At 68.3% G+C, this 26012-nt stretch carries 16 protein-coding genes; 6 read left to right on the forward strand and 10 right to left on the reverse strand.

Translation table 11 applies throughout. The annotated features are described in order from the left end of the window. Positions 1 to 9: 9 nt before the first annotated feature. Positions 10 to 1905, reverse strand: coding sequence for an ABC transporter ATP-binding protein (locus tag AB0J58_RS16320; protein WP_364215940.1), 1896 nt, complete (start codon positions 1903 to 1905; stop codon positions 10 to 12). Beyond that, positions 1902 to 3614: an ABC transporter ATP-binding protein gene (locus AB0J58_RS16325; protein WP_364215943.1), complete on the reverse strand. Its 1713-nt coding sequence runs from the start codon at positions 3612 to 3614 to the stop codon at positions 1902 to 1904. Before AB0J58_RS16325 ends, AB0J58_RS16320 begins: the two co-directional genes overlap by 4 nt. A 626-nt stretch (positions 3615 to 4240) precedes the next feature. Here AB0J58_RS16325 and AB0J58_RS16330 point away from each other — a divergent pair. From AB0J58_RS16330 to AB0J58_RS16350, 5 genes are all read left to right on the forward strand, one after another. After that, positions 4241 to 4810 carry a DUF5987 family protein gene (locus tag AB0J58_RS16330; RefSeq protein WP_364215946.1) on the forward strand — a complete coding sequence of 190 codons (570 nt, stop codon included), beginning with the start codon at positions 4241 to 4243 and terminating at the stop codon, positions 4808 to 4810. Beyond that, entirely contained in the window at positions 4807 to 6462 is a 1656-nt protein-coding gene (locus tag AB0J58_RS16335; RefSeq protein ID WP_364215949.1) for a GMC family oxidoreductase, read from the forward strand. The genes AB0J58_RS16330 and AB0J58_RS16335 overlap by 4 nt, the downstream gene beginning before the upstream one ends. Before the next feature lie 255 nt (positions 6463 to 6717). Then, positions 6718 to 7530, forward strand: coding sequence for a TIGR03084 family metal-binding protein (locus tag AB0J58_RS16340; RefSeq protein ID WP_364215952.1), 813 nt, complete (start codon positions 6718 to 6720; stop codon positions 7528 to 7530). A 344-nt stretch (positions 7531 to 7874) separates the two neighbouring features. Further along, the gene (locus AB0J58_RS16345; protein WP_364215955.1) at positions 7875 to 8297 is read left to right on the forward strand and encodes an SgcJ/EcaC family oxidoreductase; all 423 of its coding nucleotides are present in this window, start codon (positions 7875 to 7877) and stop codon (positions 8295 to 8297) included. Positions 8298 to 8544: 247 nt separating this feature from the next. Further along, positions 8545 to 9669: an acyl-CoA dehydrogenase family protein gene (locus AB0J58_RS16350; protein WP_364215958.1), complete on the forward strand. Its 1125-nt coding sequence runs from the start codon at positions 8545 to 8547 to the stop codon at positions 9667 to 9669. Positions 9670 to 10365: 696 nt separating this feature from the next. Here AB0J58_RS16350 and AB0J58_RS16355 read toward each other — a convergent pair. Then, positions 10366 to 11130 carry a 4'-phosphopantetheinyl transferase superfamily protein gene (locus AB0J58_RS16355; RefSeq protein ID WP_364215961.1) on the reverse strand — a complete coding sequence of 255 codons (765 nt, stop codon included), beginning with the start codon at positions 11128 to 11130 and terminating at the stop codon, positions 10366 to 10368. Between the two features lie 969 nt (positions 11131 to 12099). Here AB0J58_RS16355 and AB0J58_RS16360 point away from each other — a divergent pair. After that, the gene (locus AB0J58_RS16360) at positions 12100 to 12855 is read left to right on the forward strand and encodes an AraC family transcriptional regulator (RefSeq protein WP_364215964.1); all 756 of its coding nucleotides are present in this window, start codon (positions 12100 to 12102) and stop codon (positions 12853 to 12855) included. Positions 12856 to 12892: 37 nt separating this feature from the next. Here the strand turns inward: AB0J58_RS16360 and AB0J58_RS16365 are convergent, their stop codons facing one another. From AB0J58_RS16365 to AB0J58_RS16395, 7 genes are all read right to left on the reverse strand, one after another. Further along, the gene (locus AB0J58_RS16365) at positions 12893 to 14257 is read right to left on the reverse strand and encodes a cytochrome P450 (protein ID WP_364215967.1); all 1365 of its coding nucleotides are present in this window, start codon (positions 14255 to 14257) and stop codon (positions 12893 to 12895) included. A 225-nt stretch (positions 14258 to 14482) separates the two neighbouring features. After that, on the reverse strand, positions 14483 to 14911 hold the full coding sequence (locus tag AB0J58_RS16370; RefSeq protein WP_364215969.1) for an acyl-CoA thioesterase: 429 nt from the start codon (positions 14909 to 14911) through the stop codon (positions 14483 to 14485). A gap of 6 nt (positions 14912 to 14917) precedes the next feature. Then, entirely contained in the window at positions 14918 to 20695 is a 5778-nt protein-coding gene (locus tag AB0J58_RS16375; RefSeq protein WP_364215972.1) for a type I polyketide synthase, read from the reverse strand. After that, positions 20692 to 21663 (reverse strand): enediyne biosynthesis protein, encoded by a 972-nt coding sequence (locus AB0J58_RS16380; protein ID WP_364215974.1) that lies wholly within the window; start codon positions 21661 to 21663, stop codon positions 20692 to 20694. Before AB0J58_RS16380 ends, AB0J58_RS16375 begins: the two co-directional genes overlap by 4 nt. Position 21664: 1 nt before the next feature. Beyond that, the gene (locus AB0J58_RS16385) at positions 21665 to 23638 is read right to left on the reverse strand and encodes a CRTAC1 family protein (RefSeq protein WP_364215977.1); all 1974 of its coding nucleotides are present in this window, start codon (positions 23636 to 23638) and stop codon (positions 21665 to 21667) included. Next, positions 23635 to 24615 carry a DUF1702 family protein gene (locus tag AB0J58_RS16390; protein ID WP_364215980.1) on the reverse strand — a complete coding sequence of 327 codons (981 nt, stop codon included), beginning with the start codon at positions 24613 to 24615 and terminating at the stop codon, positions 23635 to 23637. The genes AB0J58_RS16385 and AB0J58_RS16390 overlap by 4 nt, the downstream gene beginning before the upstream one ends. A 115-nt stretch (positions 24616 to 24730) precedes the next feature. Beyond that, positions 24731 to 25729, reverse strand: coding sequence for a DUF1702 family protein (locus tag AB0J58_RS16395; RefSeq protein WP_364215983.1), 999 nt, complete (start codon positions 25727 to 25729; stop codon positions 24731 to 24733). Positions 25730 to 26012: the final 283 nt, after the last annotated feature.

Genomic DNA, 26012 nt, shown 5'->3' on the forward strand with positions numbered 1-26012 from the left:
GGTTTCCGGTCAGCGGGGAAGGTCCCGGTGGTCGGAGATGCTGTCGAGCCAGGCGCGGTGCAGGCCGGCGTAGCGGCCCGCCCGCCTGGCGAGCTCGCCCGGTGGGCCGTCCTCGACGATCCTGCCGCCGTCCATCACCAGCACCCGGTCGGCGATCTCGACGGTCGACAGGCGGTGCGCGATGATCAGAGCGGTCCGGTCCGCCAGGATCGTCCGCATCGCCCGCTGCACCAGCCGCTCGCCGGCGACGTCCAGGCTGGACGTCGCCTCGTCGAGGATCAGCACCGCGGGATCGGCCAGGAACGCCCTGGCGAACGCCACCAGTTGCCGCTGCCCGGCCGACAGCCGGCCGCCGTGCTTGCCGACCTGGGTGTCGTACCCCTCGGGAAGCGCCGAGACGAACGCGTCGGCGCCGATCGAACGGGCCGCGGCCACCACGTCGGCCATGCTCGCGCCCGGCCGGCCGAACCTGATGTTGTCCGCCACCGAGCCGCTGAACAGGAAGTTCTCCTGCGTCACCAGGACGATCGCGGCGTGCCGCGACTCCTCACCGAGGTCGCGCAGGTCGATGCCGTCCAGTAGCACCCGCCCCGCCACCGGGTCGTAGAACCTGGCGACCAGCTTGGCCAACGTGGTCTTGCCCGCCCCGGTGGTGCCGACCAGCGCCACGGTCTGCCCGGCGGGGACCAGCAGGTCCAGCCGGGGCAGCACGGGGGTGCCGTCCAGGTAGGAGAACTCCACGTGCTGGAACTCGACCCTGCCGCGTGGGCGTTCCAGCACCACCGGGTCGCCGGGCTCGGCCACCACGGGCCGCTCCTGCAACACGCCGGAGAGCTTCTCCAGCGCCGCCCCCGCGGACTGGAAGGTGTTGTAGAACTGGCTGATCTCCTGCATCGGCTCGTAGAACTGGCGAAGGTAGAGCAGGAATGCCGCCAGCACGCCCACCGTGACCTCGCCCCGGATCGCCAGCATGCCGCCGTAGAGCAGGACCGCCGCGACCGTCACGTTCCCGATCAGCTTGACCCCCGGAGAGAAGATCGCGACCAGGTGCATGCTCCGCAGGTTGGCGTCCCGGTAGTCGGCGTTCAGCTGGGCGAAGATCTCCTGGTTGCGCGGCTCCCTGCGGAAGGCCTGGACCGCGCGCATGCCGGCCATCGACTCCACGAAATGGACGATCACCAGGGCCACGGCCTCCCGGGTCCTGCGGTAGACGATGCTCGACTGCCGCCGGAACCAATTGGTGAACAGCGCCAGGACCGGTAGCGGCAGCAGTGCGACCACGCCGAGGTGGACGTCCAGGACGAGCAGCAGGACCGCCGTGCCGACCAGCGTCAGCACGGCGGTGACGAGATCGTCGAAGCCCGACTGGAGCATCTCGGAGATGGCGTCGATGTCGGAGGTGAGCCGGGAGACGACCCGGCCCGAGGTGTAGTCGTCGTGAAACGACAGCGACAGCCTCTGGAAGTGGCGGAAGACCCGTCGCCGCAGCTCCAGCAGGATGCTCTGGCCGATGCGTCCGGCCATCCTGAGGAATATCTGCCGGGTCACCAGCTGGATGACCGCCGCGGCCAGGATCGCCGAGACGACGGTCACCAGGGCTCCCGGCCCCGCGCCCGCGACCATCGGCGGGATGCCCGCGTCGATGCCCACCTTGACCAGGTAGGGGATGGCGAGCGAGGCGACGTTGCAGGTCACGATGATCGCGACGAGCAGGACGATCTTCCTGCGGTACGGGCGCAGCAGCTCGCCCAGCAGCCGCCTGGACCTGCTGCGCAGCAGGAACGACACTTGTTCCGACAACTCGTCCTGGTTCTCGGCGGCGACCCCGCGCCACTCCCGGGAGCCGTTCCCGGTCTCTGCCGGGATCTTCGCGGAGGTCTCCGCCGGGGGAGTCGTGCCGCTCACAGCCGCGCCTCCTCCGCGTCGGGGTCGGCGGACAGCAGCGCGCGGTATTCGGGCACGCTCGCCATGAGTTCGTGGTGCCGGCCGACGTGCGCGATCGTGCCGTCCAGCAGCAGGGCCACCCGGTCGGCGAGCAGCACCGTGGAGGCCCGGTGGGCGACGACCATGCCGGTCGCCTCGCGCAGCACGTGCCGCAGCGCCTGCTCGACCAGGGCCTCGGTCTCGACGTCCAGGGCCGACAGGGTGTCGTCCAGAACGAGGATCCTGGGACGGCTGAGAACCGCCCTGGCCAGTGCGAGCCGCTGACGCTGGCCACCGGACAGGGACATGCCCTGCTCGCCGATCCTGGTCTCCAGGCCCCAGGGCAGCTCGTACGCGAATCCGGCCTGGGCGATCCGCAGCGCGGCCGCGATCTCCTCTTCGGCCGCGTCGTGCCGCCCCAGCGTGAGGTTCTCCCTGACGCTCATCGAGAACAGCGTCGGCTCCTCGAAGGCGGTGGCGACCAGCGAGCGCAGCTCGGGCAGCGGCAGGTCGCGGACGTCGACGCCGTCGATCGTGATCCGGCCCGTGCTCACGTCGTACAGGCGCGGCACCAGGGAGGTCAGAGTGGTCTTGCCCGACCCCGTCGCGCCCACGACCGCCACCGTCTCCCCCGGGCGCACCTCCAGCCAGACATCGTGGAGCACCGGCTCGGCGGCACCGGGGAAGCGGAACCCCGCGCCCTCGAAACGCAGGTGGCCGCGGGGCCGCTCGATCACGCGGCTGCCCCCGACGATCTCCGGTTCGGTGTCGAGCACCTCCATCACCCGGTCCGCCGCGGTCATCGCCTCCTGGCCCGTGGTCAGAATGAAGCCGAGCGCCGAGATGGGCCAGACCAGTTGCAGCATCAGGGTGGCGAAGGCCACCAGCGTGCCCAGCGTCAGGGTGCCGGAGCCGACCGCCAGGGCGCCGAGCAGCAGCACGAGGGCGAGGGTGATGTTCGGGATCACCTCAAGAAAGGTGAAGAACCTCGCCGACAGGCGGACCTTCTCCATCGAGGTCTCGTAGATCTTCACCGCTCCCTCCTCGAAGATCCCCGAGACGTGCCGGCCACGGCCGAACGCCTTGATCGTCCGGATGCCGGCCGCCGACTCCTCGACGACGGTGGCGAGGTCTCCCTGCTCGTCCTGGACCCGGCGGGAGATGAGGATGTACCTGCGCTCGAAGTGCAGCGAGGTGAGCACGATCGGCACCGCGGAGACGACGACCAGCAGCCCGAGCGGCCAGTACATGCGGAGCAGCAGCCCGGTCACCGTCACGATCTGGACGGTGACCAGGACGAGGAAGAGCAGGCCGAAGCCGAGAAAGCGCCGGATGGCCGACAGGTCGGTCGTCGCCCGGGACAGCAGCTGGCCCGACTGCCAGGAGGCGTGGAACCCCATCGGCAGCCGCTGCAGGTGGCGGTAGAAGTCGTCGCGGATGCCGGTCTCCAGGCCCAGGACCGCGTCGGCCAGCAGCCACCGCCGCAGGAAGACGAGCAGCGCCTCGGTCATGCCCAGGCCCAGGGCGAGCAGCGCGAGGGGGAGCAGCGCCTCGCTGTCACCCCGGGCGACGGGGCCGTCGATGATCTCCTTGCCGATCAGCGGGATGGTGATGCCGATCCCGACCGCGGCGAAGGCCGGCACCCAGACGACGACCAGGCGGGTGGCGTAGGGGCGTAGGTAGGACTTCAACCGCCACAGGGAGCGGGCTCCGCCGCGACGGCGGGGGAGAGGTGGGGATTGTTGGGTTCGGGACTCTGTTCTGGTGGCCTCGGTATCAGGGGGCATGGGCAGGCCGCACACTCCTCACGGTGCTCACACGGGGTGATCGCCGCTCGGGGCATGGCGGACCGGAGTCCCATCCCCTTTCACCCGGTCTCCCGCGCCACCGTTTCCGGTGGCCGCCCCGTCGGATCACCGCCACTCGCACGACACGGGTGACCATTCAGTTTCCGCACCCGAGCACGGCGTCAGCAACTGATCCGACGGTCTCCATGATGTAACCCCCGGGTCAGAGAACCCGGTGACCTCGGCCTTGCCCGGACCTGGTCCACCGCGAACCAGGACTGTGGCCGGGGCGGCCACGGGCGCGAGGCCGGGGACCACGGACGATCGCTGGAAACGTGTTCGAGAGGTGATCGTGAGGCTGTCCCGCGGCGAGGCGGGAACACGGGATGACGTGACAACGATTCTCACCCCTTTTGATCTGACCGATGAGCGGTGGGTGCCGATCGAACCGCATATCAGAAGATGCGGTGTGCCGGCCGGTTCTGGACGATGAGGTGGACCAGAGCCGTTTCAGACGCACGAGGATATGCATGCCGTCGCCCACCCCAGACGAAGAGCAGGCCCGGACGATGACGCTTGAGGCGTTCGCCGACACGATCCTCCCCGGCGAGAAGAGGTCGCCCGACGACCGGGCCGTGGCCGGCGCCACCACCGGCGGTGGCGCCGTGGCGGCCGGAGCCATCAGGCTGCTGGAGTGGGACGCGACCGGGATCACCGCCGGGTTGGACGACTTCGCCCGGGCGATGAACGACCACGCGTGTGCCTACGCGGTCGAGCACGGCCTGGTCGTCGGCGATGAGGTCCCGCCGTTCGTCGCGTTGGACTTCGGTCACCGCACCGCGCTGGTGCAGACCCTGACCGCCCCGGAGCACCCGGAGAAGGAACTCTGGATCAGCCTCGCGTTGTTCAGCTACATGGCCTTCGACTCGGCCGCGCACATGAGCACCTCCGACGCGATCGCCGCAGGGCATCCAGGGCTGATGACACTGGGCTTTGAAAAGCCTGGCGCAGACGGTCTGTGGCGGTTCCCCGAGTACTCCTACGGCAGGAGACTGGCCGATTCGCACCCGGACACGACCCCTTCAGGGAGCCCCGCATGACCAGTACGGAACGCACCGACGTCCTGGTGATCGGCAGCGGTTTCGGCGGCGCGATCACGGCTTACCACCTGGCCGCCGGCGGCGCGAAGGTGGTGGTGCTGGAGCGTGGCCCATGGCTGACCGGTAAGGACTTCGACCACGATTTCAAACTCGGCTCGTCCTACACGCGAGCGTTCGATTTCGTGGTGGGGGACGGGATGAGCGTCCTCGGCGGTAACTGCGTGGGCGGTGGCAGCGTCGTCTACTTCGCCGCGATGCCCCGGGCACCCCGTTTCGTCTTCGAGCGCCACGGCGGCATCGGCCGGCGCATGTGGCCGCAGGCCATCAGCCGCGACCTCCTCGACCCCTGGTACGACCGGGTGGCGGAGGCGATCCCCATCGTCAAGCCGGACTGGAACGACGTCACCTACGCCGGAGGGCTGTGGGCCGCCGCCTGCGACCATGCGGGCCGCACGGCCAATCCCGTCCCGGCCGCCGTCGACATGAGCAGGTGCGTGAACTGCAACTGGATGATGGCCGGCTGCCGTTTCGACGCCAAGCAGTCCCTGTTGCTCAACTACCTGCCCGCGGCCCTGGCCCACGGGGCCGAGATACGCCCCCTGCACGAGGTCCAGTTCATCGCGCGGGCCGACGGAGGCGACTACCGGGTTCACTACAGTGTCATCGACGACGACGACTACCGGGTGGAGACCGGAAGCGGAACGATCGACGCGAAGATCGTCGTCCTCGCGGCCGGCGCCGGTGCCACTCCCGTCATCCTGCAGCGCAGCGAGGTCACGCTCGGCAGGATGCCGCATGCCGTCGGCCGCTACTTCTCCGGTAACGGCGAGCGCCTCAACACCGCCGTGCTGAACGAGGACCGCGTCCGGGAGGTGCTCGGCCTGAGTCGTGGCGACGGCCGGGCCTACGAGGGCAACCAGATCGGTAAAGGGCCGGTGGTGGCGAACTGGGACCATCTGGATGGTTCTTTGCCGGAATACTCGCGTTTCTCCCTGGAGCAGCTTTACTTCCCGCCGGGCCTGGGCACCATCCTGGCCCAGGTGCCCTACGCGGTCGGCCCGAGCTGGTTCGGCGTGGAGAAGAAGGAACTTCTCAAACGCTGGCGCTCGTGGCTGATCATCTTCCAGATGACCGAGGACGACAACGAGGGCGTGTTCGGCCCGCCCCCCGCGCGAGGCAACGCTGACCGGCTCTCGCAGCAGATGCTCGGTATCGGCCGGCTCAAGTACGACCCGACCCCCAACACGCTGCGTGGTTGGGCCGCGGCGGACGCCGAGGTGAAGGACATCCTGGAACGCGACGGACTGGCCACGGTGACACCGTGGACCAACGACGTGGTCGGCGCCTACACCGTGCACCCACTGGCCTCCTGCCGTATCGGCGACGACCCGCACACCTCCGCCCTGGACGACCGGCATGAGCTACGGGGGCATCCCGGCATCTTCGTCACCGACGGCTCGGCGGTACCTGGGGCGCTGACGGTCAATCCGGCGATGACCATCGCCGCGCTCGCCGAACGCGCGGTTCCCGGCATCGTCGAGGCCGCGCGTTCGCGCGGCGTGGACGTCAGGTACGGTGCGCCGGCGCCGGACGGTGCCGGCGCCGGCAGGCGTGGCGTGGCGCCGCTGCTGCCGCCCCTGTCGCGTGCGTGATGATAGGCGAGACACCCACCCGGATGACGCCGGGCCGGTCGTCGGGCTGAAGAGCGGAGGCCAAGGCGTGGCGATCGCCGGACGGGCGCGGGCGAGCCGATCGCGGGAGGTGGCGGCACGTCACTCCGCGAGCCCGCGCGCTCCCCTGCCGAGGCGGAAAGGCACGTCCGAAGAAGACAGGGCGTCTCCGCCCGAGAATGCTTGGTCCACCGGGAGCGATGAAGAACTTCGATCCTTGCATGAGAGGACAGGTGCATGACCGAGTTGGAAGAAGTACTCAGGGACCTGACTTTGGACGGAGGCGAGATCGACGATCTGGTGGCCGGCCTCGAACCACAGCTGTGGAGCCTGCCCACCCCCGCGCCGGGATGGACGATCGCGAACCAGATCGCCCACCTGGCCTTCATCTTCAGGCTGGCGGGTACGGCGGCCTCCGACCCGGATGCCTTCAAGGTCGTGACCGCCGGTGCGGCAGAGGACTTCGACGGGGCCGTGAACGCCGCGCTCGCCGACTACGCCGCCGACCCCCCGGAGGTCCTGCTCGGACGGTGGCGTGCGGAGCGCGAGGCGGTGGTCAAGGCGCTGGCCGCCGTCCCGGCGGGTCAGGTGGTGCCCTGGTTGGTCAATCCGCTGCCGCCGATCGTCCTCGCCTGTGCCGGGATCATGGAGCAGTTCGCCCACGGGCAGGACATCGCCGACACGCTCGGGATGAGGCCGGAACGGACCGATCGAATCAAGCACCTTGTCGTGTTCGCTGTGTTGACCAAGGACTTCGGATACCTGGCGCGTGGCCTGACCCCACCGGACGTCCAGTTCAGGTTCGAGCTCACCGCACCCTCCGGTGAGTTGTGGGAGTACGGGCCGGCGGACGCGGAGCAGAGGATCATCGGCCCCGCCGTCGATTTCTGCCTGCTCGTGACCAGGCGCCGGCACCGCGACGACCTCGCGCTCGTCGCCGTCGGCGCCGAGGCCGATCACTGGCTGGACATCGCCCAGGCGTACCGCGGGCCGGCCGGGGCCGGACGTGTCCAGGGGCAGTTCGCACCCCGCTCCGCGACAAGTCACTGAGTGCGGCGTTCCGGAAACCTCGACCGCTGTCCGGCTCCTGGTCGTCTGTCCTTGACCGTCTCGCCCTCCTGGAGGGTACGGTTCGCGTCGTATCCGACCGGTGCCGCACCTTTGGCCGTGCCGAAGAAGGCGAACCCGGACGAATCCTCGATGTGCCAGGGTTCCGCTCCCTCTGTGCCGGGCCCCATCGAGGGCCGGGGCGGGAGCGCAATCGGGGAGATGCGTCGCGAAGCTTCGAGAATGAAGATGTCAACGTGAGAGTCGGCGATTCAGCCGGTGCCGGGACGCCCGTGGCCGACTCCCGGTGACCTCGTGTCCTCCCAACCGACAAGAAGGGATGCAGCATGCCCTCCAGTAACTCCTCATCGCCCCTTTCCCCCGACGAGGCCGCCGTGCGTGCGGTCCCGCAGCGCATCATGGCCGCGTGGGCGCAGAACGACGCCGACGCCTTCGCCGAGGTCTTCGCCGAGGACGGAACCATGATCCTGCCCGGCGATGTCTTCGTGAAGGGCCGCGAGGGGATCCGCTCGTTCATGGCGGCCGGCTACTCAGGGCCGTACAAGGGAACCCGGGTGTACGGCGAGCCGGTCTCGGCCACGTTCCTCGGTGACGGCGCCGGTGTGCTGATCACACAGGGCGGTGTGCTGGCCCCGGGTGAGACGGAGGTCGCGCCCGAGCGTGCGGTCCGAGCCATGTGGGTGCTGTCCAAGCAGGACGGGGAATGGCTCATCGCCGCTTATCAGAACACTCCCGTCGGCGTTTCTTGAAAGGTGTTCGAGGGGTTGTCGCGGGGGCCGGTTCTCGAAGAACCCTCGCAAACACCGGGCCGCCTTCCGTAACGGCTAGATCGGAACGGGTTTCCCGCTGGACGTGACACCGAACAATGAGATGTCAAGGTCGGGCCGTGAGAATCGGAAACGGTCGCCGGCTCGACCGCTGTTTTCCGGAAAGGATCTGATGGATACCTCCGCGGCACCGTCAAGAAAAGAACTCGTCTCCCGCGCGTCGAATTTAGTGCCCCTTCTTCAGAAGAACGCCCTCTGGGGGGAGGAGAACAGGCGTCTGCCCGAAGACTCGATCGAGGCGCTGACCGACGCCGGTATCCTGAGGATGAGGGTGCCCGCTCGCCACGGTGGCTACGAGTCCGATATGGGCACTGTGGCCGAGGTGATCTCCGAGCTCGGGCGGGGTGACGGCTCGACGGCGTGGACGGTCGCGGTCTGGGCGATCAACAGCTGGATAGCCGGCCTGTTCCCGGACGAGGCACAAGAGGAGATCTTCGCCACCTCCGACGTCCGGGTGAGCGGGATCCTGAGCCCGACCGCCATCGCCGTCCCCGCTGAGGGCGGCGTCGTCCTCAACGGGAAGTGGTCGTTCAACACGGGATCCTTGCACAGTCACTGGAACGCGAACGCGGCGCTCCTGGCCCTTCCAGAAGGTGGATACGAGCCGATCGTGACAGCCATCCCGCTGCCCGACCTGGAGGTCGTCGACGACTGGCACACGGCGGGCCTCCGCGGCTCGGGCAGTGTCACCACCGTCGCGAAGGACGTGTTCATTCCTCAGCGGCGTGTCCTGCCGATGGCACCGGCGTTCCAGGGACAACACTCCTCCAGGCTGAACGCGAGTTCCCCGATCTACCAGGCGCCGTTCACGCCGAACGCCTCCGCGATGGCCGGTGCGGTCGCACTCGGTCTGGCCAAGGCCGCCAAGGACGCCTTCTTCGAGCGTCTGCCGGGACGGAAGATCACCTACACCGGCTACGAGAACCAGAGCGAGGCACCGCTCACCCATCTTCAGGTCGCGGAAGCGATGATGAAGATCGACGAAGCGGAGTTCCACGCCTATCGCACGGTGAACATGCTGGACACCAGAAGCTCCACCGGCGAGCTGTGGACGCTGGAGGAGCGCGCTCGAGTCCGTCTCGACCTAGGAGCCGTGTGCCTGCGCGCGAAGGAGGCGGTGGACATCCTCAATACGGCGAGCGGTGGATCGTCGATTTACCACACCGTGCCGATCCAGCGGATCGAACGCGATATCCAGGCCATCAACCTGCACGCCATCATGCACCCGAACACCAATTTCGAGCTGTATGGGCGAGTTCTCTGCGGTTTGGAACCCAACACCCACTACATCTAGTGCAGTGACCGCCCATGTTCACCGGGGCCCGACGTGAGGGCCTCGGCGACCTCGGCTCGGACCACCTGGGAAACCGGTGAGGATTCCTGGGCGGCGCCCTGACGGGGCACCTGTTCGCCGTGGGCCGGGTCGCCGGTGGAGGCGCCGGAACCCGGTTCTGCCGGAAACGTGAGCCGAGGGGCGAGCAGGTGACCATCGTGACGAAGCCGGCGCGTCGATGTACGTGGGGTGTCCGAACGCCTCGCCCTTCGGACACCGATGAGGGCCGGTGACCGGATCCCACGGCCACAGACCGCAGACGTGGTATCTCCAGCGGTCGGTCGTCGGGTGGAGGGCCGGCGAGTAGACGCTCTCGGGGAGGCAGGGAACGGCGGGTGCGCCGCCGCGCGAGTCGCGTCACCGTCGGCGGTGGCCGGCGCCTGGCCGCCGGAGGGGAAGGCCTACCGTGCGGATCGGGCCCGGCCGGATGGGTGAGGTCGCCGAACGACTCGGGCGACGCCTCCAGGCCGAGCGTGGTCGATCCGCCAAGCAGGCATTTGCCGCCCCGCGCGTCGGTGATCTTCTGGCCGTTCCCGGACCCCGTCGAGATCTCTCCCCTCGGGTGTCGCTCACCTGCCCTGGGCTTGGCCCTGTCGCGTCTGGAGAGAGCGCGGGACGGGAGGGCTAGGGGCCGGGCACTGGAGACCGGCCTGTAGGTCACTGTGACGGCCCTGGCCGTGCGCCGGTGGGACAGGCGGTGATCTCTGCGATGGTGATCGTCTCGGTAGTGATGATCGCGACGGCGGCGTGGTAGCCGGGGACGGGCTTGAGCAGGTGGAGCCGGACGTCGCCTGGCGGAGTATCCCTCAAGGGCCAGCTGACCAGAGTGGGGTTGGTGTGGGGGTGGCTGATATGGACCTGATCGGGAGCAATGCTCAGACCATGGCCGGTCGCCTTGAGCGCGGCTTCCTTGCAGACCCACAAGCGGATGAAGGCGGCGTTCCGGGTGTGGGCGGGAAGGTCCGCCAGGGCCGCCCGCTCGGCGGAGGACAGGGCACGGCGGGCCAGTTCCTCCGGGGGAGTGGTGGGAACGGCTTCCACGTCGACCCCGACAGGGCCGGCGGTGCTCAGGGCGACGGCGACGCGGTCGCCGGCGTGGGAGACCGATACGTGTAGACCGGTATGGGGGACCTGGGGTTTACCGTGAGGCTCGTTACATCGAGGGCATGGGCGGATGACAGGCACGGCAGCCGGGCTGACACCCAGGTAGGTGGCGGCGGCGGTGCGCAACAACCAGCCGCCGGTGATGAAACGGTGCCTGTCCCCTTCGCGGCGGTAGCGTGCGGCTCGATCCTGTTCGGCGGGGCTCAGGACGCGGGCAATGGTGTTGATGGGGTGGTCGCGTGGGTCGGCCCACCAGACGTGACATTCGCCGGCCTGGAGGAGTGCCGCGTCCGGGGACCGCTGGAAGGGGGCGGTCATGACGAGCCTTCCTGAACGGGGTGGTCAAGGGCGAGGGCCGGGTGGGATGTGGCGAACGGTCGAGCCGATCGCGCCGGCCGCCGCCTCCGCGACGATCGAGACCTAATCGGCCGCACAATGTAGGAGCATCCCCTTTTCGGGGGATCCGATATCCATCTTGCGGATGATGACCAATGGGTGAGCACACGGTGACCATGTCGTCAGGTGCGATGTGGCCCCGTCCCCCCGGGGGGGCGTGTTCGGGTGAAGCGGAAACGCCTTCCGGGACTGCCGACAATAGCATCGGTGAACGCCTTTCGGTCCGCGCCTTGTGGCACAATCTCAGACGTTTCGACTTTCGACTGGGATATCAACTCGACCCGAGGGAAATTTTCATGACAAGAACCGACCTGATGAATTCCGGACCTCATTGGTCAGGGTATGCTCTCCACCTGCCTGACTCGTTATCGTATATTGCGATCTCCGCACGAACCGGCGGCCCGGCTCGCCTTGGGCGCCCGTGTGCCACTCGGTTGCGAAGTTCATGTGACACCGGAGGACGCCCTTGCTGAGTATCTCGGCCGCCACGACCAAACCGGGCTCCTGCCATGCCTTCCGGCTTCGAGGCGGTACGGAGATCCGCGATGGGATGTGCGTTCGCCGACATCAGGTACCACTTCTTCGGTGATCTGTCGGTATTGCCCGTCGCGTTGCCCGGACCCGATCGTCGACTGCGGGTGGCGGTGTTCCACTCGGAGCCGTTCAGCGTACCTGGACTGAGTATTTGAATTCATGGCCGTCAGTACCTGAGAACATCATCAGCGATACCGTTCGGGGAGTGGAAGGCTCGAGGTGGTTCATCGAGTATCCAGGTGAAGCCTCAGCGTCAAGGTGTCGCATTGCGATCCGTACAGCGACCAGCCGGCAGCCCGGACGAGTGGGAATTATTCTTCATCGATTCCTAAAAACCATCTTAGCTCGGCAGGAATAATGGAAAAAGAGATCGAGCAGGCCGTTCTGCGGGTCGTCCGGAGCATGTACGAGAACTTCAGTGAACAACTCACCATCGACGACCTGGCCAGAACGGCGATGTTCAGCAAGTTCCACTTCTCCCGTGTCTTCCAACGGGTCACCGGGCTTTCCCCTGGGCGGTTCCTGTCCGCGGTACGCCTCCAGGAGGCCAAGCGGCTCCTCTCCTCGACCTCGCTGACCGTCACGGACATCAGCCACCGCGTCGGATACTCCAGTGTGGGCACCTTCAGTTCCCGGTTCACCAGCAGTGTCGGGATCCCGCCGAGCGGCTACCGCCAGAGCGACGGCGTCGTACCCGCGCCTTTCTGTGGTGACGGTTCGGACCTGTCCGCCCCTGGGACGACGACCGTCCGCGGCACCGTCTTCTCTCCCCTGGGGGAACAACCCGTCTTCGTCGGGTTGTTCCCCGGCCGGATCCTCGAAGGACAGCCGATAAGTCACGTGGTGCTGCGCAGGCCCGGCCCCTACACGCTGTCGAACGTCCCCGCGGGCAACTGGCACCTGATGGGGCAGTCCATCATCGCCGACCGGGCGGACGCCGTCGACCACCCGCCGGGCGGAGACGAGACGCTCTACATCGGGTACGGCGGCCCCGTCGTCGCCTCCTCCGACAACGACACGCGATTCGTCGATCTCCAGCTGAGGCCCATGCATCCCTTCGACCCCCCGGTACTTCTGATGCTGCGGGACGTGCTCCTGGTGGCCGCCACCTGACCATCCGCCGAACCAGGCGGCTCGGCCACCGTCCGGCTCACAGTTCGTGTACGGTCATCGGCAGTCCACCGCGCACCCGCAGGGACAGCATGGCCTCCGGGACCACGTCATACCCGGACACACCGGCCAGGTGAAGATCACGGGTGACCATGGCGATCACGAATATGGCCTCCATCAGTCCGAGGTGGTTGCCGATGCAGAACCGGGGACCGGCGCCGAACGGGATATAGGCGTATCGCGGCCGGTTCCCCTGGCAGTCGGGATCGAACCGGTCGGGAGCGAACCGTCCGGGGTCATTCCAGAAGTCCGAATGCCGGTGCAGCGTGTACGGGCTGATCATGACATCGGCGCCGGCGGGTACATGGTAGCCGCCGATCTCGTCGTCCTGCCGGGCCCGCCGCGGCAGGGCCCACACCGGTGGATAAAGGCGCATGACCTCATGCACGACCATCGTGGTGTACCTCAGCCGGTGAAGATCATCGGCGTTCGGCGGCCGGTCCCCAAGCACTTCCACGGCCTCCGCCCGCAATCGGGCCCGCACCTCCGGGTGCCGGTCAAGGAGATAGAAGGCCCACGACAACGTGCTCGCCGTCGTCTCATGCCCGGCGAGCAGCAGTGTCACCAGCTCGTCGCGCATGCGCCGCCGGCCGACGCGAGCGTCGGCCTCCTGGTGGGTTGAGGCGATCAGACGGGATATGACGTCGTCTCCGTCGGTGGGACGCGCCAAGCGGTCGGCCACGAGGTGGTCGACGACCCGGTACAACTCCTTGCGGGCCCCGCGAAAACGCCACTGCTTGGGGAGCGGCGCCCACGTCGGCACCATGCTCAGCGACACCATGTCGAACATGGCCTGGTCCTGGACGGCCGTAAAGGAGCGCCCGATCGAGTCGAAGGCGTCCAGCTCGGTGTCAAGCAGGGTCCGGCCGAGCACTCCGAGGGTGAGCCCGGTCATCTCCTGGACCACGTCGATCGACTTTCCGCCCGAGTGCGCGCGCAACCGGTTCACCAGCTTCGCGGCCTCATCCGCGACGACCTCGGCCTGCTGGGCGATCCGCCGGCTCTGGAACATCGGCTGGATGATCTTTCGCTGCTCGCGCCACAGTTCGCCCTCGCTGGTCAGCAGACCGTCGCCGATGGCCCGCCGTGCTTCGGTGAGGCCGATTCCCTTGCGGTAGTTGGCGCTGTTGTCGGCCAGTACGTGCCTGGCGTGGTCGGGGTGGTTGAAGAGGTAGAGGGTCTTGGGGCCGATGGCCAGCCGGACCGCGTCGCCGTACTTCGACGCGGCCGAGGTGAGCAACGCGAGCCGATCCGTCACCAGCTTCCTGAACAGGCCCGCCGTCGCCGTGCGCGGGGGCCCCGGCGGCACCAGATGCCCTGCCTGCGACAGGGGGGATTCCGTCATTCTGCCGTCTCTTTCCAGGTGAAGGCCAGTCGGTGAAATGTGCGCCGGTCGCCCTGCCGGTCGGTGGAGGACGACTTTCCGATGAAGATCGTGTTATCTGGATGCGTCGCGCCCCATCCCCGGAACGGGTGACGGTGCCATCGGGCGGCGCACCGGTGATCGTGCCGGCGGTCCAGCCGACTGGACGTTCACAGCGACCTCCTGACTCACCGTCTGGATCCGCGCCTACGAGGCGTACGGCTCAAGCGCCCTGAGCAGCGATTCGGGAACCCTGGCCGGGACCGTGCGGGTGTTGGGCCCGCGCATGCAGGCCACTCGCTGCCGGCCACGGGCGACGAGCGTCTCCGCCCCGCCGGCGTCGAGCCGGACGTAGTCGAAGCTGAACTCGACCTGGGTCTGCGCGAGATCGACCAGACGCATCCTGATCGACAACTCGTCGAAGGCTGTGATCTCGGTGAAGAACTCACAGTCGACCTTCAGCGTGAAGAGCTTGAGGTCGTCCCGCAGATCGGCGAGCACCTCAGGTGCCCGTTCCTTCAGGAACATCTCCCGGCAGCGTCCCTGCCAGCGAAGATAATTGACGTAGTAGACGTTGCCGACGATGTTCGTCTCTTCGAAGCCGACCGTGTGGGTGTATTCGAAGTACTTGCTCATGACCTATCACCGTCCTTCGGTGAGAACTGCCAGCACGATCGGATCCGGGACGTCCCACACCGTCGTGGCGAATGTCGCGACCCACAGACCGTCCGAGGAGAAGACCACCCACGGACCTCGCCCTGCCGGGGCCAGGGGAACGTTCGGTGCCAAGCCGGCGCTCCGCAGCGACTCGACAGCGGACAACACACGTGCCGCCGCGGTGCCGAACCTCTCCCCCGTCCGAGCGACGACCTGCCGAACGAGTGGCGCGTGCGAGCCGAGCGACTCGTCCCACTCGGCCACCGGCCGCTCGGTCGCCTGAGCGATGGCTCCGCCCACCGTGGACGCCGCCGCGAGACCCATCGTCAGCCCCGCACCGTGAGCCGCCACGACCATCCGGCCACCGTCGATCTTCAAGCGCCCGCCCGGTCCGTGCTGCGGCCTCTCCCGGTGACCGAGTGCTCGTCCCACCGCCACCACCGCCCGGGCCGGACGCTCCTCGCCGTCTTCCACGCCGTCCCGGTGGTGCGGCTCCACGGCAACCGAAACCTGGACGCCGATCAGATCCTGGAGCGTCCGTTCCAGGTAGGGCCCGAGCAGCGGGATCCGCCAGGGGCCGCGGCCGTCCTTTTTGCGGACCGCCTGCAGGCGCAGGCCCTCCCACCGTTCCACGACCTGACCGGAGGGGTCACGCACGGCGATGTCGTAGAGGTAGGTGTCGCCGTCGCGCTCTCGCTCGGCGGCGCTGTAACGTAACTCGCCCGCCGCGGCCAACGCGGCACCACCGGAGTAGATGCGCTCGATCCCGGTGGGCAGCAACGTGGCGTCGGGCACGCATACCTGATTACCGTGCATGAGGGCGTCCCGCATGCCGGGGTCGCCGAGGAGCAGGTCGGCGGGGAGGAATCTGGCGAACCAGTCCACCTCCTCCAGTACCGTCACGTCAGCGTCGACATGGCGGGCCGAGGCCCGGTGGTAGCGGCGCAGTCGCTGGAAGCGCCGCCCCTGAAACAGCACGTCCCCGTACATCTCATCGGCCGGATCCAGGGGCACCGGCGGCAGCCCTCCGCCGACCTGGACGGGGGGTCCATCCGGAACACCCTCGTCGGTGAACCTCAGCCGAGCCCGGAAGTGCTCCACCTCGAAGCCGGTCTCCGCGCTACGGATGGCCGCCTCCACGGTGTCGTCGTCGGTGACGACGGCGGCGATCCGGATCGTGCCGCTGCCGTTCGGCGGTACGGTGATCGGCCGCACGAACCCGGCATCCTCGATCACCGGTACGCCACCTCGGCCGATGGCCGCCGACGCCACCTGCGCCATGGCCTCCATGCCGAACACAGCGGGGAAGAGCAGGTTGCCGTCGAGGAGGTGGTCGGCGAGGTACAGGTCGGTTCCGGCGTTCAGCTCGACCTCGCTGACGAACTCGACCCCGTGGTAACGGATCAGCGGCTTGCCGACGAACCGCAGCAGTGGCAGCGCCGGCAGGTCGTAGCGGACGGTGCCTATGCCCTCGGTGCGCCCGCTGATCACGACGATGGCGGGCACGTCGGGGTCGGAGACCAACCGCCGCATGATCTGCACGCCCTGCTCCGGAGAGATCGGCGTGATGCCCCTGTGGGCCAGGCCGTCCACGACCGACAGCCGTTCTCCCATGCCGACATCGGACCAGACCGACCACTCCATGCAGACGGTGCGGCATCGCGGGTGCCGCTCGGCCACCTCGCGGGTGAGGTCGGCCAGCCATTCGTTGGCGGTGGCGTAGTGAGCCTCGCCGTGCAGTCCGGCCCGGCCGATGATGCTGCCGAAGGACACCAGCATACGCAGCCTGCCGGGTTCGACGGCGGCCAGCACGTTGCGCAGGCCGTCTACCTTGGTGGCGAACGTACGCCGGAACGCGGCCATGTCGAGGCCGGTCAGACCCGCGGGCTCGTTACGGCCGGCTCCGTGGAGCACCGCTGTGACGGGCCCCAGGAGCGTCCCTGCCTCGGCGACGGCGCGCCGTACCTGGTCGATGTCGGTAACGTCGGCCCGGGTGTAGTGCACGGTCACCCCGGCGTCCGCCATCCGCCGCAGATTGCCGGCCAGTTCCTGGTCGTCGGCCGGGTCGGAGCGGCCCAGCACGGCCAGCTTCGCGCCGCTGTCGACGGCGACGGCCAACGCGCACTCGGCGGTGATGCCCTTGCCGCCGCCGGTGACCAGCAGGACATCGGTCCCGCCCAAGGGCTGCCGGGGGACGGCGGCGCGTACCGGCAGCGCTCTCATCGTCGGTACCCGCCGTACGCCGTCCGCGTCGTAGTACACCTCGGAGTAGTCCACGGTCGCCGCGACCTCGGCCGCCGCCCAGCCGACCGCCTCCGGTTTCGGAGGTACATGCACGATGGTGGTACGGAGGTGCGGGGCCTCCAACCGGAGCGTCTTGGCCAGGCCGGCCGCGCCTCGACCGTGTTGGACCAGGACGAACCGGCTGCCCGCCGGAGCGCCGACGGCCATCTTCGCACCCCGGAGCGCCTGCTCCAGATGTTCCACCGTGCAGTCCCGAGGCAGGCAGACCAGCACACCGGCACCGACCTTCTCCCGTTCGAGAGCCCGGCGCAGTGGCTCGGCGAGAGGGGTCTCCTCCGCCGCGTACACCTGCCACCGCCCGCTCTCCTGAGGCGTGGTCCGCGCGGGAAGCGGCGACTCGTCGAGATCGACGATGAACGGCCTGGCCCAGGGGGCGGCTCCCGCCGCCGGTGACACAGCCGTGGCACCGGCGGAGTCCGGGGCGGTCCCGGCGACCGCGTCGAGCGCCTCGGCCAGCTCGCGCAGGCTCGCGCCGGCCAGGTTCATCGGCGCCTGGGCCGCGGGAACGCCCAGTCGCTGGGCGGCGTGGTCGATGATGTGCATCACCGTGACCGAGCTCAGGTGCAACTCGTCCAGCAGCCTGCTGTCCTCGTGCACCATGTCGAGCGGCAGCTCGGCACGCTCGGCCGCCAGACGGCGCAGCAGATCGATGCTCGACTCCGCGGTTCGCCCCTCCGATCGCACCGGGACGTCCCCGGGTGCTTTCTCCGCAACCCGTCGTGCGGTTCCGCGGATCGCGACCTCCGGTGCCTGCTCGGCGGGGCTGGCGAAAAACGTGAACTCGGCCCCGACCTTCAGCGGCCGGACCAGCCGACCGTGAAAGAGCTCCTCGTGGAGGACGGGGACACCGAGGACGTAAGCGGCGCCCACCACCCGGAGCAAGCTGGTCAGTGACTCGTCGTCGGTGTCCAGCGCCACCGCGGGCACGTCCGTCACATCGGCGGCCAGCCCACTGAGCACCCGGCCAGGGCCGACCTCGATGAGCAGGTCGACCTCCTTGGCCGCGCGCTCCACCGCCTGCGCGAACAACACGGAGTCGGTGATCTGCCTGCGAAGCAGGGCCCGGAGGTCGGTGTTCGATGCCAGCACCTCACCGGTGACCGTGGATACGACCCGCCCGAGGAGAGGACCGAAGTCCTCTTCGGTGAGCCGCGCGCCGAAGGCCTCGGCCGCCGGCGCCACAAGCGGCGAGTGAAAGGCATGGGAGACCGGCAGGCGGGTCCACCGCACGCCCGCCTCCGCGGCTCTGCGCTCGACGGCCTCGACCGCCTCGAACGGGCCGGCGACAACGGTCTGAGCCGGCCCGTTGTACCCTGCGATCACCACGGGCAGGTCGCACACCAGCTCGATCACCACGTCAGATGTCGCACCAACGCCGGTCATGGCGCCAATCTCGCTGTGCTCGGTCATGGTCTGGCCGCGCAGGAACGCCAGGCGCAGCAGGGTCTCCTCGTCGAACGCGCCAGCCCACCGGAGGGCCGAGAGCTCGCCCAGGCTGTGCCCCACCGCGACGTCGGCCTCCACCCCGAGAGTGGACAGCGTGCGCAGGCCGGCCAAGGAACCGATCACGATGCGCGGCTGCGCGACCGCGGTGGCCGCCATGTCGCCGGTCGCGGGCAACGCGGCCCTGACATAGATCTCCTCGGCCTCGGTGAAGCGCCGGCGCAGCGCGCCGCCGCCGGTCCCGTGGCCCGACCCCTGGCCGGGGAAGAGGTAGCCGACACGGCCGGTCCCGGCCGCGCGGCTGAGGAACGCCCGTCCGCTCGCGGCAAGCAGCCGGGGCTCGCCCGCGTCGTAGGAGTCCAGCACCTTCCTCAGCTGCCGTTCCGCGTCGTCGGGTGAGGAGACGACCACCGCGGCCCGGTACGGCGAGTCCCGCAGCTCTCGCTGGAGCGTCGCCGCCAAGTCGGCGAGCTGGGCGTAGGACACTCGCGGCACGAAGTCGGCCAGCTCCGCGAGCCGGCCGCGCAGCGCCTGCGGTGAAGCCGCGTCGACGAGAAGCAACTCGGCGTCCTGGAGCGATGAGGCCAGCGCCCTGGTGCGGGCGGAAAGCGCGGTGCGCCGCCGCGGTGCCGCGTTCTCCAGCACGATGTGGGTGTTGATACCGCCGAATCCCATGGCCGTGACGCCCGCGCGCACCGGGGTGTCGGCGGGCCAGGCCTCGGCTTTGCGCAGGACGCGCAGCGACACCGGTTCCTCGGCCAGCACCGGATGGGGGTCGACACAGCCGATGGTGGGCGGCAGGACCTGCTCGTGCACCGCCATCGTGGCCTTGATCAGGCCGGCCACCCCTGCCGCGGCCTTGGTGTGTCCGATCATCGCCTTGATCGAGCTGATCGCCGCGGGCGTGGCGGGGGAACCGGCTGCGGCTCTGGCGCTCGCCAGTGCTTTGAGCTCGGTCGCGTCGCCGAGCGCTGTGCCGGTGCCGTGGCCCTCGAACAGCTCCACGGTCTCGATGGCGAAACCCGCCCGGTCATAGGCGCGGCGCAGTGCCAGCTGGTAGCCGGCGATCTCGGGCCGGGTCATGCCTCCCCTGCCGTCGGAGGAGATGCCCCAGCCGACGACGGTGGCGTAGATCCGCCGTCCGGCGTCGCGGGCATCCGCCTCGCGCATCAGCACGACGACGCCGCAGCCCTCACCGGGCCAGAAGCCGTTGGACCCGCGATCGTAGAGCCGGAACTCGCTTTTGGCCAGGGCGCCGGTTTTGGCGAATCCCACGATCTCGAACGGGTCGATGGACAGGTCGACTCCACCGGCGATCGCGACATCGACCTCACCGTCCGCCAGTGCCTTCGCCGCCGTCGTCACCGAGAGCAGCGATGAGGAACACGCCCCGTCGACCGTGTAGCCGCCGCCGTTGAGATCGAAGTGGTTACAGATACGACCGGCGATCGTGTTGGACAGGCCACCGGCGAGAGTGTCCTCGTCGATGGGTGGGAACGGGCTCTTGTAGGCGGTCTCGAGGTTGTCGAGAAACCTGGTCAGCCGGTCGTCGTCCCAGCCCTCCTCGTTGAGCGCGGCGCCGACCGTGCGGCGCACATACGGCCAGCGCAGGCGCAGGATGTTGGCCCTGGTGAACTCGCCGGTGAGGGTGTTGCCCACGATCACCGCGGTGCGTTCGCGGGGAAGGCCCTCGGCCTGGGGAAAGCCCGCGTCGGACAATGCCCGCCCTGCCATGTCGAGGGCGAGCCAGTGCGTGAGGTCGGTTGAGCGATAGGTGCTTCCAGCGATCTTGTGAGCGACCCTGTCGAACTCGTACCCGTCGATGACGGCGGCGTTACGCGCGTAGAAACGGTCGGGAGCGGCCGGGTCGGCGTCCCAGTAGTCCTCCAGGCGCATACGCACGTCGGGCAGCCGACGGAAGGCGCGGCGACCGGCGAGGGCGTTCTCCCACAGTTCCCGTGGAGAGGACGCGTCGGGGTAGCGGCATGCCATGCCGACGATCGCGATCCTGGTCATACCTTGGCGACCTCTCCCGGCGGGGCGGTGAGTGCGGGGGGCGCCTCGGTCCGGGCCTGGGCCGTCTCCTGCTCGCGGGCCCTGTCGACGACGTACAGGGCCCACAGGAACCCGCCGCGGATCAGGCAGGCGGCGGCGGTGGAGAAGAACAGCCCATACGGGATGTTCATTCCGGTGAGCAGGCCGTATATGGCGGCCGTACCGCCGCCGAAGGCGACCTGTGCGAGGGGCCTGGACGGGGTCGTCCCCGGATCGGTGATCATGTAGTTGGTGAAGAGGACGAAGACGATGCCGGTCATCATCGACAGGTTGCCGGGGATCGAGGTGTCGTCGATGATCAAACCTCGGATGATCCCCTGCAGAGCGAACCCGCCCACCCAGGCGCCGATCAGCCACATGCGGTTGGTGAGCTTGGAGTTGAGCATGGTGCCCAAGATGATGATGACGACGGGGATGATCCAGTCGATGGGGTTGGCGACGTTCTCACTGAAGTGGTATGGCGGCGCGATGCTGGCCCACGGGAAAACGATCAGGATCACCGTGATACCGAAGTTGGACGGGTTCATGAAGTGCCGCAGGCGGCCACGGACCGGCGCTCTGAGCACCCACTTCGCGCCGATCGCAACGATGACGCCGAACATCATGATCAGGATCTGGTCATTGACGTAGATCAGCATGTTCAAGGCGATGCTGGTGATATGTGCGGGATAGAGGAACTCCACCAGCCCACGGAAGCCGTTGCCGAGGAATCTCGGCGCGCGCCCCTCGGTCCGGGCCGCGATGGCCTCCAGGGCGATCTCCACAGAGTAACCGGTGGCCAGGGCCACGAACGGCCACGCGTAAGCCTGCTCGAATCCCCACCAGGCGTATCCGAGGATGTTCAAGATCGTGATCGAGATCGCGAACCTGCGGAGAGCCTTGATGATCTTCGGGTCGCGATGGGGAGGGGTGTTCGTCTTCTCGGCCATGTCACTTCTCCTTCGCCTGCGAGCCGAGCTTGAGCGAATGCCGGCCCGGGGTGAGCTGGAGATCCTGCTCACGCACCTGGCCGGTCCGGTCGCGCCATGTCAGATGCACCTTCAGCGGCTCGGTCACGTTCTGTCCGAGGCCGATATGCACCATGTGGCTGCGTTTGCCGGAGTGGCCGCTGCCACCGTCGACATGGCCGATGAACGTACGGCCGTGTTGGGTGGTCACCTTCACCTGCGCGCCGACCACGGGCGACCCGGGAGCCGTGAGCGTGCCGGCCACCGCGCTGTTCGCGTCCGTCGCACTCTCATGGGTCAGCCGGAGCCCGAGGAAGTCGCCGGGAGCCGGGCTCTGGTTCTGGTAGAACACCGGTGGGCCGAACTGTCGCGCGACCGCGAAGTCGACCAGCCCGTCCCCGTTCGAGTCACCCGTGGCGATGCCACGGGTGGGAATCGGTACCGCCAGGCCGAGTTCTTCGGCCACGTTGGCGTACTGACCGTCCGCGCCCTTGGCGAAGAAGGCGAGAGTCTGGTTTCCGGAGAGATCCGAGCCCTCCCGGACGACCGGCCATGACGTGGGGTGGCGCAGGACACCGTCGTTGGCGGCCGCCAGTTCCTGCAACTGTGCCCAGCGGTTCACCCAGCCCTTGACGAACCCCGTGGCCTGAGTGATCGCCGGCTCGCCGCTGTTGTTGAAATCCTGGATCTTGACGTCCCAGCCCCAGCCCGACCAGGCGGTGCGCACCTGGGCGCTCCGGTCCTCCCACGGGGCCACGCCCTCGCGCAGCCTCGCGCGCAGATCGGCCTGGTCCTTGGCCGTGGAGACGAACTGGAAGTTGCTCTCCTGGATGCCGTACGACGTGGTGATGTTGCTGACGAAGAAGTCGTAGATGCCGTCCTGGTTGAGGTCCGCGGTGTCCGAACCCATCCCCTTGAACGAGTCATGTCCCAGCGTCTTGGACTTGGGGATCCATGGCGTGCGCTCGCCTTCGACCAGCGAGAACCTGATGTTCCCCGGTGTGGACGTGTTGTGCAGCAGCCGGTCGGGGCCGAAGTCGTTGTTCAGGAACAGCTCGGGGAGCTGGTCGCCGTCCAGATCGAGGGAGGTCGCCCCGAGTTCCCAGCCCCGCGAGATGTCCTCCGGCAGAACGTCGTCCAGTCTCTGGAAGGCAGGCGTGCCTTCCGCCGTTCCGGTCCAGCGGAAGAAGTAGTCCCGGCCGCCGTTGAAGGCCCGGGACATGGAGTCGTTCATCTCCACTTCTCCGCCGCTCGCGGTGTCGTCCAGGATCTTCGAGCCGTCGGCGAAGTAGTTTCCGATGAAGACATCGAGGTGGGAGTCACCGTCGAAGTCGGCGACGGTGGCCACGTTGGTGTTCCAGATGGGGCCGGTGTACCCGCCGCCGCCGGAGCCTTGCACCAGCTCGGCGGGCTGGAACGCGTCGGCGGAGAGCGCCGACGCGCCGGCCCGCTGTAGATAGAGGATCGGCGAGCGGCCCCAGTAGTAGACCAGCAGGTCCTGGCGGCCGTCCTCGTTGAGGTCGGCGGGGACGCAGCCCATGGGCGCCATGGCCTTGTTCATGGGCAGGGCCCCGGGGGTCAACGCGAACGGCCCGTACCGGTCGGACCGCTCACCCGGTGTAGGTGTGACCACCACCTGGTCTATCCGGGTGTCGACGATGCAGAGATCGTTGTCGAAGCCGTCCCCGTCCAGGTCGTTCATCGCGACCGCGGCGCCGACGGAGGAGATCCAGGCGCTGATCTTCTCGTAGCCCTTGTTCACTTTGCGGATCGTCTGCTGGGGGAATCCGCCGGGCATCGCGACGCTCAACGGGGTGAACGCGTACTTGCTCGCCAGGGCCGCTCTGTTGTCCGCGGACGCGAAGCGCGGATTACCCGCCACGAACATGGTCGCCATCAGCCCGAGGGCGACGATTCCAGGTAGTTGCCGATACAGCCATTTGGCCTTCGTCGTCACGGGGTGACACCTCCAAGGGATGCGAACTGATCTGCAAGGCGCCGCCGCCATACCTCGTAGGCCGGTAGTCCACCCCGCACCGTCCCGTTGGGACGGGTGTCAAGGCTGATCCACGCGGCGTGTTCCGGCGTCGTGCCACAGAGGACCTGCGTCGCGACCTCGTTCTGCGGCGTCAGCAGGCCCGCTCTGACCCGGGCCTCGGCGGCGAAGGCGCTTCCCTGCGCCAGGTGAGAGCGATAGGTTCCCGCGCGGTCGCACAACCTCCGCAGCTCCTCCGCGGAGGCGCCGCCCGCATACGTGGCGGCGAGCCCGACACCGCTCCATAGGTCGGGGTTACGCCGCTCGGGGAACTTGTCGATCATCGAGGCGACCCGATCGGCGTCGGTCCCGCCGATGAACCACATCGCCCGTCCGATGCCCTGGTCGATGGCCCGGTCGGCGTAGGACCGGGGGTCCCTGGCAGGCCATGGGAAACCGGGATCCTGATACTGCTCGTCGATGTATCGCCGGGTGTGGAAATAGGCCTGGTGGAAGCCGAAGCCGTCGTGTACGAGCCACAGCAGCAGCGGGTCGAGGCCGGTGCTCTTGGGCCAGCGGAACCGAGGCAGTCGCGCCATCGCCCAGCCGATACCGATGTAGACCATGTACACGTGGTCCCGCCCCCGTCCGGCGAGGAGGTCGTCGACCTTGCTCCCGCTCCCGAACGGCAACCCGTCGAGGACGGCACAACCCATCCCCGCGCCCTCGTAGGCGAATCCGCGGAACCGCCGGGGGATCTCCTCCAGGCGCCCCTCCGCCTCGGTGACGGAACGCGCCTCCATGACGTGCGCATAGCCTTGGAGGAACGTTCCGCCGATCGTCTCCAGCAGTTCCCGGGACTCGGGACTCTTCACGTGGAAACCACGGGTCTCCATCTTCGTCTCCGAGACGCCGGGCGTCAGAATATGACGCCTCAGCGACCGTAGAGCCTTTTTCAATTTCCTTTCCTCCCAAACCCTTCCACGAGTTCGATGATCAACCGAATCCAACTCCGGAGCTAATTGAAGAATGCTCGCCCGGCGCCCTCGGCTCACGTTTTCAACGGGGGCGGCATCAAGCGGAAACAGGGTCGCCGGAGGCCGGGAAACGCGCCCGCACCCTTTGCCTCCACAGCTCGTATTGCGGGAGGGGGCCGGAGTCATGAGGGCTCACCTCGGTGTCGTCGGCGAGAGCGACGGCGTCCTGGAGAGACAGGCCCGCCAGGACGCTCACCGCCGTCTCGGTATGCGTCGGGGCGAAACCCGCGTAACTGCGGGCCTTGGCCGCGAAGACCGCGCCCTGAGCCAGTTCCGGCCGGTGTGCGCCGGCCTCCCGGTGCAACGTGGAGAGCGCCTCGGCCCCGCAGCCCCCGGCGAACGTCGCGGCCAGCCCTACGCCGCTCCACAGGTCGGCCTGCCGGTGGCTCGCGAAACGCCGCACGGAGGCGGCGACATTCGGCACCTGGCCGCCGTGGACGAACCACAGCGCCCGGCCGACGCCCTGGTCCACCGCGCGTGTGAAGTAGCCGGGCGAGCCTTCCCACGGATACGGCGAGGGAACGTACTGCCCATCCACCCAGCGCCCGGTGTCGAAGTAGGCACGGTCGAAGCCGTAGCCGTCGACCGCCAGCCAGCTCATCGTCGGGTAGTACGCCGACCCGGTCAGGTCGGGCATGACCTTCTTCCACAGTGGCCTGGGCAGCCGTGCCATGGCGAAACCGATGCCGATGTAGGTGAGGAAGACATGCGGCTGTCCTGGGCCGAGCAGCAGGTCCCGGACACGATGACCACGACCGCCGCCCATGGCGTCGAGGATGGTGAAGGCCATCGCCGCACCTTCGTAGGCGAATCCCCGCAGTTCGGGTTCCACCATGCTCAAGCGTTGCTCGACCTCCCATCGACCTCGGGCGTCGATTCCCCATTCGAACCCGCAGACGACTGCCTGGGGAATGGCCTCCAGTCGCCGCGTAGCGTCCGTCTGTGTCACAGGGAAACCTCGCCCGGCGAAAGTCACATCAGCTAGGGGCGGAGCCAGCAGAAGCCTGCGCAAGGAGCCAGATAAAGTCGACATCATGCCTTCTGAATTCGCCTTCGGATCCGATCGGATAATGGTCGTACGTGAATTCCCCTATGGCGTCTTCGGGGCTGCGTTTCGCTGTCGGCGTTTTCTGGCCGGACACGTTCGTGATCGGGATTCAAGGGGGAGGTCATCAGAATCGCCTGGCCGGCGAAACCGGTCGGCTGGACGGTCGTGAGCGGGAAGCCGACGAGACCGCCGAGCAGGACGAGCACCCCGTGCCCGCGCCGGAGATGCCCGTTGACGAACACGAAGGTGGCTCACCACCGGGTATCCCCTA

This window comes from Streptosporangium sp. NPDC049644 (genome assembly GCF_040675205.1).
Classification (GTDB): Bacteria; Actinomycetota; Actinomycetes; order Streptosporangiales; family Streptosporangiaceae; genus Streptosporangium; species Streptosporangium fukuiense.